We start from the raw sequence: 15,403 nt of genomic DNA on the forward strand, positions 1-15,403 counted from the left end.
GGACGGGGCCCCTCCGCGCCCGCCCGTCCCGCGCCCGCCGCCCGTACCCCTTTCCCGCCCTCTTGCCTGCCGTCCACCACGAGAGCACCATCTCGTCATGGCTATGACATGTTCCGGCCCGGACCCCCCGGCGCCACGGGCCCTTCTCCGCTCCTCGAACCCTTGATCTAGGCTGGTGACGTGCTCATACTCGTTCGCCGTCGCCACGTGGACCTGCTCCGCGTGACCAGCATGTCCTGTCGACGCTCCAGCTGAACCTCGCACCTTCCCACCCTCAGCGCGGCCCCTGCCGGCCGTTCCCCCTCCCCGACCCCCGGGCACACCCGCCGCACCAGGCGCGTCCCCGGCGTCCCCGGTCACCACCGGAACGGGTCGGGACGAGACCCAGCGGATGTCACCCATGACGCAGCAGCACCCCACCACCCCCTCCGTCGAGCACGAGACCGCAGCCCCGGCCGCAGCCGTCGCCACGACCGCAGCGGCAGCATCCGGGACCGCCCCCGGGACGGCGCCCGCCCTGCTGGACAGCCTCCCGGTGATCGACCTCTCGCTCGCCGGTGGCAGCCCCGAGGACCGCACCCGGCTGCACGACGAGCTCCGCGCCGCCGCCACCGACGTCGGCTTCTTCCAGCTCGTCGGCCACGGCGTCCCCGCGGACGAGACGACCGCCCTGACCGCCGCCATGCGGGCCTTCTTCGCCCTCCCCGAGGCCGACCGCCTCGCCGTCGCCAACCTCAACTCCCCGCACTACCGCGGCTACACCCGGACCGGCGACGAGCGCACCGGCGGCAGCCAGGACTGGCGCGACCAGCTCGACATCGGCGCCGAGCTGCCCCCGCACGTCCCCGCCCCGGGCGAGCCCTCCTACTGGTGGCTGGAGGGCCCCAACCAGTGGCCCGAGGCGCTCCCGGAGCTGCGGACCGCCGCCCTCGGCTGGATCGACCGGCTCGGTGACGTCGCCCGCCGGCTGCTGCACGAACTGCTCGCCGCGATCGGCGCCCGCCCCGACTTCTACGAGCACGCCTTCGCCGGCCACCCGCACCTGCGGCTGAAGCTGGTCCGCTACCCGGGCACCGCCCCCGACGGCGCCGGCCAGGGCGTCGGCGCGCACAAGGACTACGGCTTCATCACCCTCCTCCTCCAGGACACCGTCGGCGGTCTCCAGGTGGAGCGCTCGGACGGCAGCTTCCTGGAGGTCCCGCCGATGGAGGGCGCCTTCGTGGTCAACCTCGGCGAGCTGCTGGAGGTCGCCACCGACGGCTACCTCAAGGCCACCAGCCACCGCGTGGTCAGCCCGGCCGGCGCCCGGGAGCGCTTCTCCGTCCCCTTCTTCTACAACCCGCGGCTCGACGCCCACGTCGAACCGCTGGACTTCCCCCTCGCCCACCACGCCCCGGGCGCCACCCAGGACCCGGCCAACCCGCTCTACGCCGACTTCGGCTTCAACGAGTGGAAGGGATACACGAGGGCCCACCCCGAGGTCACCCGCCGCCACCACCCCGACCTCGTCGACACCGCCACCCGCTGACGCCGACGCGACCGTCCGCACCGTCGGCACCACCGCTGCCACGACCGCCGGGCCCGGACTCCCCGGGCGGCCGGGGCGGCGGGCGGCGGGCGGCGGGCGGCGGCAGTGGACCGGGTGGCACAGCGGTGTCACACTCGCGGTGTCACAGTGACGGTGCGGGATGCGGCGGGCGCGGAGCGGGAGGCGGGGGTGGAGGTGCGGCTGACGGTCGACGAGTTGGCGGCGCGGGCGGGGGTGACCGTCCGGACGGTGCGGTTCTACGGGACGAAGGGGCTGCTGCCGCCGCCGGTGCTGGGGGCCCGGCGGGTCGGGTGGTACGGGGCGGAGCACCTGGACCGGCTGGGGCTGATCGAGGAGTTGCAGCGGCAGGGCCTGACCCTGGCCGCGATCGAGCGGTACCTGGGGCGGCTGCCGCACGACTCGACCCCGCTGGACCTGGCGATCCACCGGGCGCTGGTGGCGTCGTGGACGCCGGAGACGCCGGAGGAGGTGGGCCGGGTGCAGTTGGAGCGGCGGGCCGGGCGGGGACTGTCCGAGGAGCAGGTGGACCGGCTGGCCGCGATGGGGGCGCTGGAGCGGACGGCGGACCCGGACGTGTTCCGGGTGGACCCGGGACTGCTGCCGCTGGGCGTGCGGATCCTGGACGTGCCGATCCCCCTGGAGACGCTGCAGGCCGCGCGCGCGGTGGTGCTGGAGCACAGCCGGGCGACGGCGCGGGAGTTGCAGCGGCTGTTCCGGGAGACGGTGTGGCGGCCGTACCGGGAGAGCGAGCCGGCTCCGGACGAGGTGGAGCGGATGAAGGCGCTCACGGGCCACATCCGGCCGATGGTGGCGCAGGCGCTGGTGACGGCGTTCCAGCGGTCGCTCCGGGAGGAACTGGGCGAGGCCGCGGAGGACGGGGCCTCGCCCAGCTGACGGTACGTCAGTCCTAGAAGGTGCGGCCTTCGGCGGCGATCCGCTCCAGCAGGGCCGGCGGCGCGAACCGCTCGCCGTACGCGGCGGCGAGTTCGCGGGCGCGGGCCGCGAAGCCGGCCGGCCCGCCCGGGTAGCCGTTGACGTACTGGAGGACGCCACCCGTCCAGGCCGGGAAGCCGATGCCGAGGATGGAGCCGACGTTGGCGTCGGCGACGGAGGTGAGCACGCCCTCCTCCAGGCAGCGGACCGAGTCCAGCGCCTCGCTGAACAGCATCCGCTCCTTGAGGTCCTCGAAGGGGACCTCCACCGAGGCCCGGGTGAAGTGCTCGCGCAGACCCGGCCAGAGCCGGCCGCGCCTCCCGTCCTCGCCGTACTCGTAGAAGCCGGCGCCGCCGCTGCGGCCGGGGCGGCCGAACTCGTCGACCATCCGGTCCACCACCGCGTCGGCGGGGTGGGCGGTCCACTCGCCGCCGGCCGCCTCGACGGACCGCCGGTACTCGTCACGGATCTTCCGCGGCAGGGTGAGGGTCAGCTCGTCGAGCAGTGACAGCACCTTGGCGGGGTAGCCGGCCTGGGCGGCGGCCTGTTCGACGGTGGCCGGGTCGACGCCCTCACCGACCATCGCCACGCCCTCGTTGAGGAACTGGCCGATCACCCGGGAGGTGAAGAAGCCGCGCGAGTCGTTGACCACGATCGGCGTCCGGTCGATCTGCCGGACCAGGTCGAAGGCGCGGGCCAGCGCCTCGTCCCCGGTCTGCGGGCCGCGGATGATCTCCACCAGCCGCATCCTGTCGACCGGCGAGAAGAAGTGCAGGCCGATGAAGTCGGCGGTGCGCTCGACGCCCTCGGCGAGCAGCCCGATCGGCAGCGTGGAGGTGTTGGAGCAGAGCAGCGCGTCCGGGGCGACGACGCCCTCGATCTCCTGGAACACCTTGTGCTTCAGCTCGGGGTTCTCGAAGACGGCCTCGATCACCGCGTCGCAGCCGGCCAGGTCGGCGGCCTCGGCGGTGGGCGTGATCCGGGCGAGCAGTTCGTCGCGCTGCGCCGCGGTGGTGCGACCGCGGGCCACCGCCTTCGCCAACAGGCCCTCGGAGTAGGCCTTGCCGCGCTCCGCGGCCTCGACGGTGACGTCCTTGAGCAGCACCTGGAGGCCGGCCTTGGCGCAGGCGTGGGCGATGCCAGCGCCCATCATGCCGGCGCCGAGGACGGCGACCTTGCGGACCGTCCGCTTCTCGAAGGAATCCGGCCGGCCAGCACCGGAGTTGACCGCCTGCATGTCGAAGAACAGGGCCTGGATCATGTTCTTGCTGGTCTGTCCGCAGGCCAGCTCGGTGAAGTAGCGGGCTTCGATGACCATGGCCGTGTCGAGGTCCACCTGGGCGCCCTCGACGGCGGCGGCGAGCACGTTGCGCGGCGCCGGGTAGGGGGCGCCGGCCAGCTGCTTGCGCAGGTTGGACGGGAACGCGGGCAGGTTGGCGGCGAGCGCCGGGGTGCTGGGCGTACCGCCGGGGATCCGGTACCCCTTGACGTCCCAGGGCTGGACGGCGGTCGGGTTCGCCTCGATCCAGGCACGCGCCCGGGCGGTCAACTCCTCCGGGGTCTCCACGAGTTCGTGGACCAGCCCGTTGTCGAGCGCCTGCGCCGGCCGGTACTGGCGGCCCTGCAGCAGCACCTTGAGCAGCGCGTCGGTGATGCCGAACAGCCGTACCGTGCGGACGACTCCGCCACCGCCGGGCATCAGGCCGAGGGTGACCTCGGGCAGGCCGATCCGGCTGGCGGGCGTGTTCAGGGCGATCCGGTGGTGACAGGCGAGGGCGAGTTCCAGGCCCCCGCCGAGCGCACTGCCGTTGATCGCGGCGACCACCGGCTTGCCCAGGGTCTCCAGGGCACGCAGGGCGCGTTTGATGCGCATCGACTTCTCGAAGACGGCGGCGGCGTCCTCGGAGCGGGCGACGGAGAGCAGCTTGAGGTCGCCGCCCGCGAAGAAGGTCTTCTTGGCGGAGGTGACGACGACGCCGCGCAGTTCCTCGCCGAGGCCGGCCAGCCGGGCGACGGTTGCCTCGAAGTCGGCCGTGAAGGCCTCGTTCATGGTGTTGACGGACTGGGTGGGGTCGTCGAGGACGAGGGTGACCACGCCGTCCTGGTCCTGCTCCCAGCGGATGGTGGTGTCAGACATGGGATCTACGTCTCCAGGAGGGGGGTCAGATGCGCTCGACGACGGTGGCGATGCCCATACCGCCGCCCACGCAGAGGGTGGCCAGGCCGTAGCGGAGGTCGCGCCGCTCCAGCTCGTCGATCAGGGTGCCGAGGATCATCGCGCCGGTGGCACCGAGCGGGTGGCCAAGGGCGATCGCGCCGCCGTTGACGTTCACCTGCTCGGGCGAGAAGCCCATCTCGCGGATGAACCGCAGGGCGACGGCGGCGAAGGCCTCGTTGATCTCGACCAGGTCGATGTCGGCGGCGGTCAGTCCGGCCTTGGCGAGCGCCTTGCGGGTGGCGGGGGCCGGACCGGTGAGCATGATGGTCGGCTCGGAGCCGGAGACGGCGGCGGAGACGATCCGGGCGCGCGGGCGCAGCCCGTACCGCTCGCCGATCCCGCGGTTGCCGATGGCGACGAGGGCCGCGCCGTCCACGATGCCGGAGGAGTTGCCGGCGTGGTGGACGTGGTCGACGGCCTCCACCCAGTGGTACTTCTGCAGGGCGACGGCGTCGAAGCCGCCTGCCTCGCCGATGGTGGCGAAGGAGGGCTTGAGTCCGGCCAGCGTCTCGACGGTGGTGCCGGGGCGGATGAACTCGTCGCGCTCCAGGACGAGCAGGCCGTTGCGGTCGCGCACCGGGACGACCGAGCGGTCGAAGAGGCCGTCGGCCTGGGCCTTGGCCGCCCGGGCCTGGGACTCGGCGGCGAAGGCGTCGACGTCGGTGCGGGAGAGGCCCTCGATGGTGGCGATCAGGTCGGCGCCGACGCCCTGCGGGACGAAGTAGCCCTCGTAGTTGGTCATCGGGTCCATCGCCCAGGCGCCGCCGTCGGAGCCCATCCTGACCCGGGACATCGACTCGACGCCGCCGGCCAGGACGAGGTCCTCCCATCCCGAACGGACCTTGGCGGCGGCCAGGTTGACGGCTTCGAGACCGGAGGCACAGAAGCGGTTCTCCTGGACGCCGGCCACGGTGTCGGGCAGGCCGGCCGCGATGGCGGCGATGCGGGCGATGTCGGAGCCCTGGTCGCCGATCGGGCTGACCACGCCGAGCACGATGTCGTCGACCGCCGCCGGGTCCAGGTCGGGGAAGCGGCGGCGCAGTTCGTGGATCAGGCCGACGACGAGGTCGATCGGCTTGGTGCCGTGCAGCGAGCCGCCGGCCTTGCCCCGGCCGCGCGGGGTGCGGATCGCGTCGTAGACGTACGCTTCGGTGGTCACGGTGAGGAGCCTTTCAGACGCGGAGGGTTGCACGGGTGTCCGGGCGGTCGGAAGCCGGTCGGAGCGAGGGGCGGACGGACGAGCGGACGGCCGGCGGCGGGCCGGCGGCGGGGCGGGCGGGCGCGGTCAGCCGAGGAGGGAGCGGCCGACGATCTCCTTCATGATCTCGGTGGTCCCGCCGTAGATGGTCTGGACACGGCCGTCGGTGAACGCCCGGGCGACCGGGTGCTCGGTCATGTACCCGTACCCGCCGTGGAGTTGGAGGCATCGGTCGGCGGTCCGCTTCTGCAGTTCGGTCGCCCACCACTTGGCCATCGAGGCGTCGGCCGGGGTGAGCGCGTAGCGGTTGTGCTCGGTGATGCAGCGGTCGACGAAGGCCCGGGTGACCGCGCACTCGGTGGCCAGTTCGGCGATCTCGAAGCGGACGTGCTGGAGCTTGGCCAGCGGCCGGCCGAAGGCCTCGCGCCGCTTGACGTACTCCGTGGTGATCTCGACCAGGTACTCGGCGCCGGCGATCGCAGCGGCCGCGATGGTGAGCCGCTCCTGGGCGAGGTTCTGCATCAGGTGGACGAAGCCCCCGTTCAGCTCGCCGAGCAGGTTCCCCTTGGGGACGCGGACGTCCTGGAAGAACAACTCGGCGGTGTCCTGGGCCTTCTGGCCGATCTTGTCGAGGTTGCGACCGCGCTCGAAGCCCGGCATCCCGCGCTCGACCACCAGCAGGCTGAGGCCGTGCGAGCCGCCCTCGGGGGTGGTGCGGGCGACCACGACCACCAGGTCGGCGAGGATGCCGCTGGAGATGAAGGTCTTGGCGCCGTTGAGCAGGTAGTGGTCGCCCTCGTCGACCGCCCGGGTGCGGATGCCCTGGAGGTCCGACCCGGTCCCGGGCTCGGTCATCGCGACGGCGGTGATCAGCTCGCCGCTGCAGAAGCCGGGCAGCCAGCGGCGCTTCTGCTCCTCGGTGGCGAGCGAGGTGAGGTACGGGCCGATGATGTCGTTGTGCAGGCCGAGCGCCAGCCCGGAGGCGCCGGCCCGGGCGAACTCCTCGGCGAGCACGGCGGCGTAGCGGAAGTCGGCGGTGCCCCCGCCGCCGTACTCCGCGGGGACGGCGAGCCCGAGCAGACCCTGGCGGCCGGCGGCCAGCCAGGCCGCGCGGTCGACGATGCCGGCCTTCTCCCAGCGGTCGTAGTGCGGCTGCACCTCCTTGGCGAGGAAGGACCGGACGGTCGCCCGGAAGTCCTCGTGCTCCTCGGTGAAGAGATCACGTTGCACGGTGGGCTCCTTGGGGGGAAGGGTCGAGGGGGTGGCGGCCGGGCGGGGGCCGGGGAAGGGGCGAGCCGTCAGCCGGCGCCCGGGGGTCCGGCCGCCAGGGAGGGCACGCCCCAGTCGCGGGCGACCTCGGCGGTGTCGGCGCCCGGGCGGGCGGGCGGGCGGCGCAGCGCCCCCGGGGTGGCGGAGAACCGCGGGGCGGGCGCGGGCTGGGTGACGCCGTCCACCTCGACGTAGGTGGAGCGGCTCACCAGGTGTGCGTGCGAGGCGGCCTGACGCATCGTCAGGACCGGTTCCACGCAGGCGTCGGAGCCGGTGAAGACGGCCTCCCACGCGGCCCGGGTGCGGCTCGCGAACCGGGTGGCGATGCGGGCCCGCAGCTCGGGCCAGCGGTCGGTCTCCCACTGGCCGGGCGCGTCCGGGCCGAGCTCCAGCAGTCGCGCGAACTCGGCGTAGAACTGCGGTTCCAGCGCACCGACCGCGAGGTGGCCGCCGTCGGCGGCCTGGTAGACGGCGTAGAACGGGGCGCCGCCGTCGAGCAGGTTGGTGCCCCGCCGGTCCTGCCACCGGCCGGCGGCGAGCAGGCCCTGGAGGACGGCGGTGAGGTGGGCGGCTCCGTCGACGATCGCGGCGTCGACGACCTGGCCGGCGCCGGTCGCGCGGGCGTGGTGGAGCGCGGCGAGCAGGCCGACGACCAGGTAGAGCGAGCCGCCGGCGTAGTCGCCGAGGAGGTTGGCGGGGACGGCGGGCGGCTCGTCCGCGCCGCCGCCCGCCCGGCCGACCAGGCCGAGCACCCCGGCCACCGCGGTGTACCCGATGTCGTGGCCGGCCCGGGCGGCCAGCGGCCCCTGCTGCCCCCAGCCGGTCATCCGGCCGTACACCAGCGCCGGGTTGCGGGCGTGGCAGTCCTCGGGCCCGACGCCGAGGCGTTCGGCGACGCCGGGGCGGTAGCCCTCGATCAGCAGGTCGGCCCGGGCGGCCAGGTCGAGCACCCGCGCGGGCCCGTCGGCGGACTTGAGGTCGACCACCACCGAGCGCTTGTTGCGGTTGGCGACGTCGTACGCCGGCTCGATGCCGAGCGGCGAGGGCTCCGGGCGGTCCACCCGGACCACGTCGGCGCCGAGATCGCCCAGCAGCATGGCGGCGAAGGGGCCGGGGCCGATCCCCGCGAGTTCGACCACGCGGACCCCGGCCAGCGGGCCGCCGTTCCCACGCACACCACCGTCACGCACGGGCGCCCCTGCCCCTCCGAGGTCTGACAGTAAAGCTGTCACACCCGCGATGATAGGGAAGCGACCCGTCGGTAACAAGACCTTCGGACCCGCCCCGCCCGGTGCCGCACGCCGGTCGGACCGGAGCCGGCCCGGGGCCGCCCCGCACCTCCCGCTCCTCCCCCGGAACCGTGCCCTCCCCGCCGGATCCCCCTGGCGGGGGAGGCGGATCCCGTTCACGGAGGACGCGCCGGCGGTCCCCCGCGCGGGAGCGTGGCCGCATGACCTCGACGACCGCGCTCCGTCCGGCCCCGGCCCCCGCCGCGCCGCCCGTCGGCCGGGTACGCGCCGCGGCGGCCGTGGTGGCCGTCGCCGCGACCCTGCCGTACCTCGCCCTCAAACTGCTCTGGCTCACCGGCCACCCGGTCGGGGCCGGTGACGCCGACGCCATGGACGACCTGTGGCTGGTCAACCTGCTCACCTTCGGCATGGACGCGATCGCCGTGGTGCTCGCGCTGTCCTTCGTCCGGCCGTGGGGCCGGCGGGCCCCGGCCGGGCTGCTGGCCTTCCCGATGTGGGTGGCCACCGGGCTGCTCGGCACGATCCTGGTGGCGCTGCCGCTCTTCCTGCTCACCACCGTGGTGCTCGGCCCCGAGGAGCCCGCGGCCGGTGCCGACGACGGGCCGAGCGGCTGGATCTTCCCCGTGGTGTACGGCGGGTTCGCCGTCCAGGGCCTGGCCCTGATCACCGGGTTCCTGCTGTACGCGCGGCAGCGCTGGGCCGGGCTGCTGCACGACCGGATCGGCGACCTGCCCCGCTCCCCCACCCTCACCGTCCAGCGGACGTTCGCCTGCGTGGCCGCGCCGCTCGCCGCCGGGGTGGCCTCGACCCGCCTCTACTGGGCCTTCGGCGGGCACGCCGGGCTGCCGCTCGAGTGGCGGGAGCAGCACAGCCGGGGCGTCGCGGTGATGGACGGGGTGACCGCCGCGGCGGCCGTAGCGGCGGCGGTCGCGCTGCTCCTCCTGGTGTTCCGGATCCGGCCCGGGTGGCGGCTGCGGGTGCCACTGGCGGTGGCCTGGACGGCGGCCGGGTCGATCTTCGGCTGGGGGTCGTGGCAGCTGGTGGCGTTCGGAACGACCACCGAGGTGGCCGGGCTCGGCCGGGCCGTGCCCGGGCTGCTCCCGCTGGTGGAGTCGGCGCAGGTGGTGACCGGCCTGCTGGTGCTGACGGTCGGCGCGATCGCCCTGGTCGAACGCGCGGCGGCGCTCCGGGGGACCGCCCGGAAGGCGCCGGACCTCGGCCGCTCCCGTACTGCTGACGTAGAGTCTGCGCAGTGATCACGGGGGCGAGCACGGGGGCGAGCACGGGGACGGACGCGGACGCGGGCGCGGGGAAGCGACCGGGGACGGGCGCCGGCAGGGGCGCGGCGGTACGGCGGGCGGCGGGTGCGCTGTTCGGGCGGCGGGCCCGGCTGCGCTGGGTACACCTGGTCCTGGGCGGCGCGCTGCTGATGCCGTACTGGATGCTCTCGGCCGTCGTCCTGGGCAGCCTCGACCAGCGCAACGGCCCGCTGCGCCAGCTCCTGCTCCACTTCGCCGCCCTGGGCCTGTCGCTCCCGATGGCCGCCGTCACCGCGCTGGTGCCGATCGCCCGGGCCCTGGAGGGCGCCGCCGCGCGGGCGCTCTGCACGCCGGCCCGCCCGGACGAGGTGGTCACCGGCCCGGCCCGGTCCTGGGCGGCCCGGCGGCGGACCGCCGCCTGGTACGTCCTGCACGTGCTGTTCGGCGGCGTCGTCAGCGGCATGACGCTGGCCGGGACACCGTTCGCGATGGTGCTGCTGTTCTCCCCCACCGGGCTGGAGGAGCTGGTCCGGTTCTGGGAGGACCGCGGCTTCCCCGGCTGGCTGCCCGGCCCGCTGACGGGCCTCGCACTGCTCGCCCTGATCGTCTCCACCAGCGCGGGCCTCGGCGCGCTGCTCGCCCGCTGGGCGCCCGTCCTGCTCGGCCCGACCCCGGACGAACGCGTGGCCGCCGCCGAACGGCGCGCCACCGTCCTCGCCCAGCGCAACCGGCTGGCCCGCGAGCTGCACGACTCGGTCGGGCACGCGCTCAGCGCTGTGGGCATCCAGGCCTCGGCCGCCGCCCGGGTCCTGCGGACCGACCCGGACTTCGCCGCCGAGGCGCTGGCGGCCATCGAGGAGACCGCGCGCGGCGCGGTCGCCGAACTGGACGCCGTCCTGGGCCTGCTGCGGGAGGAGGACAGTGCGGAGGCCGGGCCCGCCGGGCCCACGCTCGCCGGGCTGGACGACCTGCTGCGCCAGCTGGCCCGCACCGGGCTGACGGTCGACGCCGAGCTGTCCCCCGGCCTGGACCGGCTGCCGGCCGCGTTCTCCCGCGAGGCGTACCGGATCGTCCAGGAGGGCCTCACCAACGTGCTCCGGCACGCCGGCCCCGCGCCCGCACGGCTGCGGGTCGGACCGGTCGGCGGGCGGCTGGAGATCGAACTGACCAACCCGGTCGGCCCGGCCCGGCCCAGCCGCCCCGGCGGCGGGCGCGGGCTGCGCGGGATCGGCGAGCGGGCGGCGGCGCTGCGCGGCGGCTGCGAGGCCGGGCCGGCGGACGACGGGACGACGTGGCGGCTGGCCGTCTGGCTGCCGGCAGGAGGAGAGCGATGAACGTTGCGAGCACCGGAGGCGCCGTGAACACCGCAGTCACCGAGGGCACCGGGGGCACCGGCGATCCGGCGGGCGGCACCGTCCGGGTGGTGATCGCCGACGACGAGCGGCTGGTCCGGACGGGCCTGCGGGTGGTGATCGACGCCGAGCCGGACCTCACCGTGGTCGGCGAGGCCGCCGACGGCGCCGAGGTCGTGCCGCTGGTGCGCCGACTGCGCCCGGACGTGGTGCTGATGGACGTCCGGATGCCCGGCATCGACGGCATCCGGGCCACCGAGCAGTTGGTCGGCGGCATGGCCGACCCGCCCAGGATCCTGGTCGTCACCACCTTCGAACACGACGACCACGTCTACGACGCGCTGCGGGCGGGCGCCGCCGGGTTCCTGCTGAAGCGGGCCCGCGCGGAGGAGATGGTGCAGGCGGTGCGGCTGATCGCGCGCGGCGACTCGCTGCTCTTCCCGGCGGCCGTGCGCGAGCTGGCCCTCCGGTACGGCTCGGCCGACAAGCCCACGGAGCGGGACCGCGGACCGATCGGGCGGCTCACCGAGCGGGAGGGCCAGGTGCTGCGGCTGATGGCGGCCGGGCTCAACAACGGCGAGATCGCCGCGAAGCTCGTCGTCAGCCAGGAGACGGTCAAGACGCACGTCGGCAGCGTGCTCGCCAAGCTGGGCGCCCGGGACCGCACCCAGGCGGTGATCGCGGCGTACGAGTCGGGCTTCGTCCTGCCGGGCTGAGCCACCGGGGCGGGCGGGCCGGCGAGCGGGACGTTTCTTCCACCCCGGGCCTACCGGCGGGTAGAGTGCGGCCTTCGCCTCCCGACCGTCCGATACCTCCCGTATCGCCTGAAACGAACTGGTGACCGTATGTCAGTCCGGACCAGCCCGGCGCTCTGGTGGCGCCTCGGCATCGTGCTCTCGGCAGGCCTCGGCCTGACCCTCCAGACCGCGCCGCTGGTGTACTTCACCATCCAGAGCAACGTGATCGTGCTCGGCTACTTCATCGGCGCCGTCTACTGGATGGTCAAGCGCGGCACCGTCGACGCCCCCGCACCCCGGCTGCGCGGCGCCGCCACGCTGTACATCCTGATCACCGGCCTGGTCTCGCACGTCCTGCTGGAGCACGGCGCCAACCCGCTGCCCGGGCTCTTCGACGGGCCGGACAAGCTCCAGCACTGGTCGTCGTTCTTCCTGCACTACGTCACGCCGGTGCTGGTCATCGCCGACTGGCTGGTGCTCCGGCCGCGCAACGCCTCCTCCTGGCGGGACATCCCGCTCTGGCTGGCGTTCCCGCTCGGCTACGCGGGGATCGTGCTGGCCCGCAACGCGCTGTTCTCCAACTACCCGATGCCGTACCCCTACTTCTTCTTCGACCCGACGACCGAGGGGTACGGCTACGTCTGGGGTCAGATCGCGCTGCTGACAGTCGAGTTCGTCGTCCTGGGGGCCGTCGTGGTGGGGCTGGACCGGCTGGGCACCCTGGTCGCCGGCAAGCTCCGCCGGACCGCCCTCCCCTCCGGGGCCTGACCGCGCCGCTCCCCCGCCCCGCCCACACCCGTCCTGTCCTCGCGGCGGCCGGCCCGGACCCCGCTCAGATCCTCCAGGAGCGGACCCGGTCGGCCGCCGCGAACACGTCCGCCCGCCCCTCGCCGATGTCCCGCGCCAGCTCCACCAGCGCGCCGTACGGCGGGTCGATGCCCTCCCCGGCCGCGTGCATGTACGCGGCCGTGGTCATGCAGGCGTAGAGGTTGTTGCGCACCGGCAGCGGCCTCAGCAGCACGATGGTGTGCATCAACGTGGCCGCGCACCAGGCCGGATCGGCGTCGTGGCCGAGCTGCGCGGTGTTCACCCGGTGCCGCGCGACGGCCGCCTGCAGCGCCGAGTAGTCGCGCACGCTCAGGTCCTCGGGCGAGGCCTGCTCCTGGATGTCGAGCAGCCAGCGCAGATCGACGCGCAGCAGCATCATCGCGGCACCCTTCCCGCCCCGCCCGCCCGGCCCGCGCCCCTACGCACGCTCACGCCGCCGGCGCGTCCTCCGGGAACGCCTCGTCGAACTCCTCCCGGTGCGCGTTCCAGAACGCCACCGCGTGGTCGACGAACACCCGCCGCTGCTGCTCCCGCACGCTGAGGTCGTGCACGTACGCCTTGACGCTCTTCCCGTCGGCGGCCGCCGCCTCGCGGATGGCGGCGAGCTCGTGCTCCGTGTACTCGATGTTGAGCGCTGGCATGGCGCCGATAGTACTGGAGCGTACGGGAGTTGGGTACCGGACCGGCACCGCGCGGACGGCACCGGGGCCGCGGTGGCCGGCAGCCCCGCCGACCGACGGGCGGGGCTCGTCCGCGGGATTCACGGCCGTACGCCTCCGGGCGGAGGCGGGGCTGAGGCGGTGTACCTCTGGGGTCCCGGTGGGGACCGCCCTGCGGGTGGACGTGCGGACGTGCGCCGGATCCGTACCGTCGGTCGTGGGCGGCGGAGGGGTTCCGCGGGGGAGGCCCGGACCTGGGGGCGGGGTCCGGTCCGGGTTTCAGGGGTGGCGGGTTCGGCGACGCCGCACGGGCGGCGGGGGTCGCGGCGACGGCGCCGGCCTCGGGAGCGGGCGCGGGCGGAGGAACCGGACGGCCGCCGCGACTCGGCGCTCACCGAGGCCCGGCGGATCCTCGCCGGTCCGGCCGGGTAGCACCGCACCCACCGCCGCAGCCCACCCGCCCCGGCACACACCGCAGCCCGCTGCACGCAGCACGAACGCCTGCGGGCCCTCGGCGGCGGAGGCCGCGGCACGCAGGACCCGGCACGACAGAGGCACCACCCGAGCAACCGGAGACGGACGATGAGGCACAGGAACACCCCGGCCAGGACGACCGAGCGGCGCACCCGGCCCCGCGCCGCGGCCAGGACGGCGGGAGTCGCGGCAGTGGCGCTCGCGGTGACCGCGGGGGCGGTCGGTGCGGCCCGGGCCGCACCCGCCGCGGCGGACGACGCGAGGCGGCCGGGCGTCGGCCGGCTGGCGGGCGCCTGGCAGGTGGACGGCTACGGGACGATCGTCGAGTTCACCGGAACCGCGCTCACCACCTACGACGTGACCCGGATCAGTTGCACCCCCGGCCGGGTGAGGGCCGAGCAGGTCGGCCCCCCGGGGCCCGGCGGGGCCGTCAGGTTCGGCTCGCCCGGCAAGGCCTACGGCGAGCTGACGGTCACCCCCGACGGCCGCAACCGGGCCGTGTACAAGGACGACGGGGCCAGCGCGACCAAGGACCTGGCCCGGCTGCCGGGCGGCCTGCCGGCGCTCTGCCGCCGGCCAGCGCCGCAGGACCCTTTCTCGGCCTTCGACCGGTTCTGGGCGACCTTCGAGGAGAACTACCCGTTCTTCGCCGCCAAGGGCATCGACTGGCACGCCGTCGGAGCCACCCAGCGGGCACGGATCACCGCGCAGACCACCGACGACGATCTCCAGCAGATCTTCGTCGACATGCTCCGGCCGCTCGGGGACGCCCACACCGCGCTGGCCCGCAAGCGGGCCGACGGGGGGCTCGGTGCTGTCTTCGCCGGTCAGCGGCCGGGCACCCGGGAGCCCACCGACGAGGTGCAGGAACTGGCGGCGAAGGCCGTCGCCGCCCAACTGATCGCCCCGGAGCGGACGTTCGGCCGGGGAGCGCTGGGCGTCGGCGAGCTGCCCGGCGGGATCGGCTACCTGCGGGTGAGCGCCTTCGACGGGTACGTCGACGACGGCGGGTACCCGGCCCACGCCGCCGAGCTGGACCGGGCCCTGGACACGCTCCTGGCCCGCCCCGGGCAGCTGCACGGTCTGGTGATCGACCTCCGGCTGAACGGTGGCGGCTCGGACGAGCTCGGGCTGCGGATCGCCGCCCGGCTGACCGACCGGCCGTACCTCGCCTACCGCAAGGTCGCCCGGAACGACCCGGCCGACCCGACCCGCTTCACCGCCCCGCAGCACGTCCCGGTCCGGCCGGCCGCCGCGACGCGGTTCACCGGCCCGGTGGCCCTGCTCACCGCCGGTTCGACGGTGAGCGCGGGCGAGACGTTCACCCAGGCGCTGATGGAACGGCGCCCGGCGGCGGTCCGGATCGGCGAGAACACCCAGGGCGTCTTCTCCGACATCATGTTCAAGCCCGTCTCGGACGCGTTCACGGCCGTCCTGCCGAACGAGAAGTTCCTCACCCGTGCCGGCACCACCTTCGACGGCCCGGGCATCCCGCCGGACATCGCGACCCCGGTCTTCACCGACGAGGAGCTGAGCCTGGGACGGGACTCCGCCCTGACCACCGCCCGACGCGTCCTCGGCGGCGCTCCCCGCGCGGAGTAGGTGGTGGTCCCGCCACCCAGCGGGTGCACCACCCCCGCGCGCCCCCACCCCCGCGCCCCCGTGTGTCGGCGCACC

At 74.8% G+C, this 15,403-nt stretch carries 13 protein-coding genes; 7 read left to right on the forward strand and 6 right to left on the reverse strand.

All coding sequences use genetic code 11. The features are described from left to right. Nucleotides 1-517: 517 nt before the first annotated feature. Nucleotides 518-1,528: a 2-oxoglutarate and iron-dependent oxygenase domain-containing protein gene (locus tag ACFWOG_RS32310; protein ID WP_329948122.1), complete on the forward strand. Its 1,011-nt coding sequence runs from the start codon at nt 518-520 to the stop codon at nt 1,526-1,528. Between the two features lie 147 nt (nt 1,529-1,675). Continuing rightward, the gene (locus ACFWOG_RS32315) at nt 1,676-2,443 is read left to right on the forward strand and encodes a MerR family transcriptional regulator (protein ID WP_329948082.1); all 768 of its coding nucleotides are present in this window, start codon (nt 1,676-1,678) and stop codon (nt 2,441-2,443) included. 13 nt (nt 2,444-2,456) lie between these two features. On the opposite strand, the gene ACFWOG_RS32320 is transcribed toward ACFWOG_RS32315, so the two are convergent. From ACFWOG_RS32320 to ACFWOG_RS32335, 4 genes are all read right to left on the reverse strand, one after another. Continuing rightward, the gene (locus ACFWOG_RS32320; protein ID WP_380362662.1) at nt 2,457-4,619 is read right to left on the reverse strand and encodes a 3-hydroxyacyl-CoA dehydrogenase NAD-binding domain-containing protein; all 2,163 of its coding nucleotides are present in this window, start codon (nt 4,617-4,619) and stop codon (nt 2,457-2,459) included. Between the two features lie 25 nt (nt 4,620-4,644). Further along, nucleotides 4,645-5,859 (reverse strand): acetyl-CoA C-acetyltransferase, encoded by a 1,215-nt coding sequence (locus tag ACFWOG_RS32325; protein ID WP_329879370.1) that lies wholly within the window; start codon nt 5,857-5,859, stop codon nt 4,645-4,647. A gap of 126 nt (nt 5,860-5,985) precedes the next feature. Next, complete coding sequence (locus tag ACFWOG_RS32330; RefSeq protein ID WP_380362664.1) at nt 5,986-7,128, reverse strand: acyl-CoA dehydrogenase family protein; 1,143 nt, start codon at nt 7,126-7,128, stop codon at nt 5,986-5,988. A 68-nt stretch (nt 7,129-7,196) separates the two neighbouring features. Further along, a complete protein-coding gene (locus ACFWOG_RS32335) occupies nt 7,197-8,357 on the reverse strand; it encodes a CaiB/BaiF CoA-transferase family protein (protein WP_355401824.1) in 1,161 nt (386 codons plus the stop codon). A 260-nt stretch (nt 8,358-8,617) separates the two neighbouring features. Here ACFWOG_RS32335 and ACFWOG_RS32340 point away from each other — a divergent pair, with 260 nt between their 5' ends. The 4 genes from ACFWOG_RS32340 (at nt 8,618) to ACFWOG_RS32355 (ending at nt 12,533) form a co-directional block, all read left to right on the forward strand. Then, entirely contained in the window at nt 8,618-9,673 is a 1,056-nt protein-coding gene (locus ACFWOG_RS32340) for a hypothetical protein (protein ID WP_380362666.1), read from the forward strand. Next, the gene (locus ACFWOG_RS32345) at nt 9,670-11,010 is read left to right on the forward strand and encodes a sensor histidine kinase (RefSeq protein WP_380362668.1); all 1,341 of its coding nucleotides are present in this window, start codon (nt 9,670-9,672) and stop codon (nt 11,008-11,010) included. The genes ACFWOG_RS32340 and ACFWOG_RS32345 overlap by 4 nt, the downstream gene beginning before the upstream one ends. After that, nucleotides 11,007-11,744 carry a response regulator gene (locus ACFWOG_RS32350; RefSeq protein ID WP_380362670.1) on the forward strand — a complete coding sequence of 246 codons (738 nt, stop codon included), beginning with the start codon at nt 11,007-11,009 and terminating at the stop codon, nt 11,742-11,744. The genes ACFWOG_RS32345 and ACFWOG_RS32350 overlap by 4 nt, the downstream gene beginning before the upstream one ends. Before the next feature lie 129 nt (nt 11,745-11,873). Next, on the forward strand, nt 11,874-12,533 hold the full coding sequence (locus ACFWOG_RS32355; RefSeq protein WP_329948089.1) for a Pr6Pr family membrane protein: 660 nt from the start codon (nt 11,874-11,876) through the stop codon (nt 12,531-12,533). Nucleotides 12,534-12,597: 64 nt separating this feature from the next. Here ACFWOG_RS32355 and ACFWOG_RS32360 read toward each other — a convergent pair whose 3' ends face one another. Next, nucleotides 12,598-12,969, reverse strand: a complete 372-nt coding sequence (locus tag ACFWOG_RS32360) for a toxin Doc (protein ID WP_329948123.1) — start codon at nt 12,967-12,969, stop codon at nt 12,598-12,600. Nucleotides 12,970-13,021: 52 nt separating this feature from the next. Then, complete coding sequence (locus ACFWOG_RS32365) at nt 13,022-13,234, reverse strand: hypothetical protein (protein ID WP_329879377.1); 213 nt, start codon at nt 13,232-13,234, stop codon at nt 13,022-13,024. Between the two features lie 600 nt (nt 13,235-13,834). On the opposite strand from ACFWOG_RS32365, the gene ACFWOG_RS32370 reads away from it, so the two are divergent. Beyond that, the gene (locus ACFWOG_RS32370) at nt 13,835-15,328 is read left to right on the forward strand and encodes a S41 family peptidase (RefSeq protein ID WP_355401816.1); all 1,494 of its coding nucleotides are present in this window, start codon (nt 13,835-13,837) and stop codon (nt 15,326-15,328) included. Nucleotides 15,329-15,403: the final 75 nt, after the last annotated feature.

This window comes from Kitasatospora sp. NPDC058406 (assembly GCF_042722765.1).
Lineage (GTDB): Bacteria > Actinomycetota > Actinomycetes > Streptomycetales > Streptomycetaceae > Kitasatospora.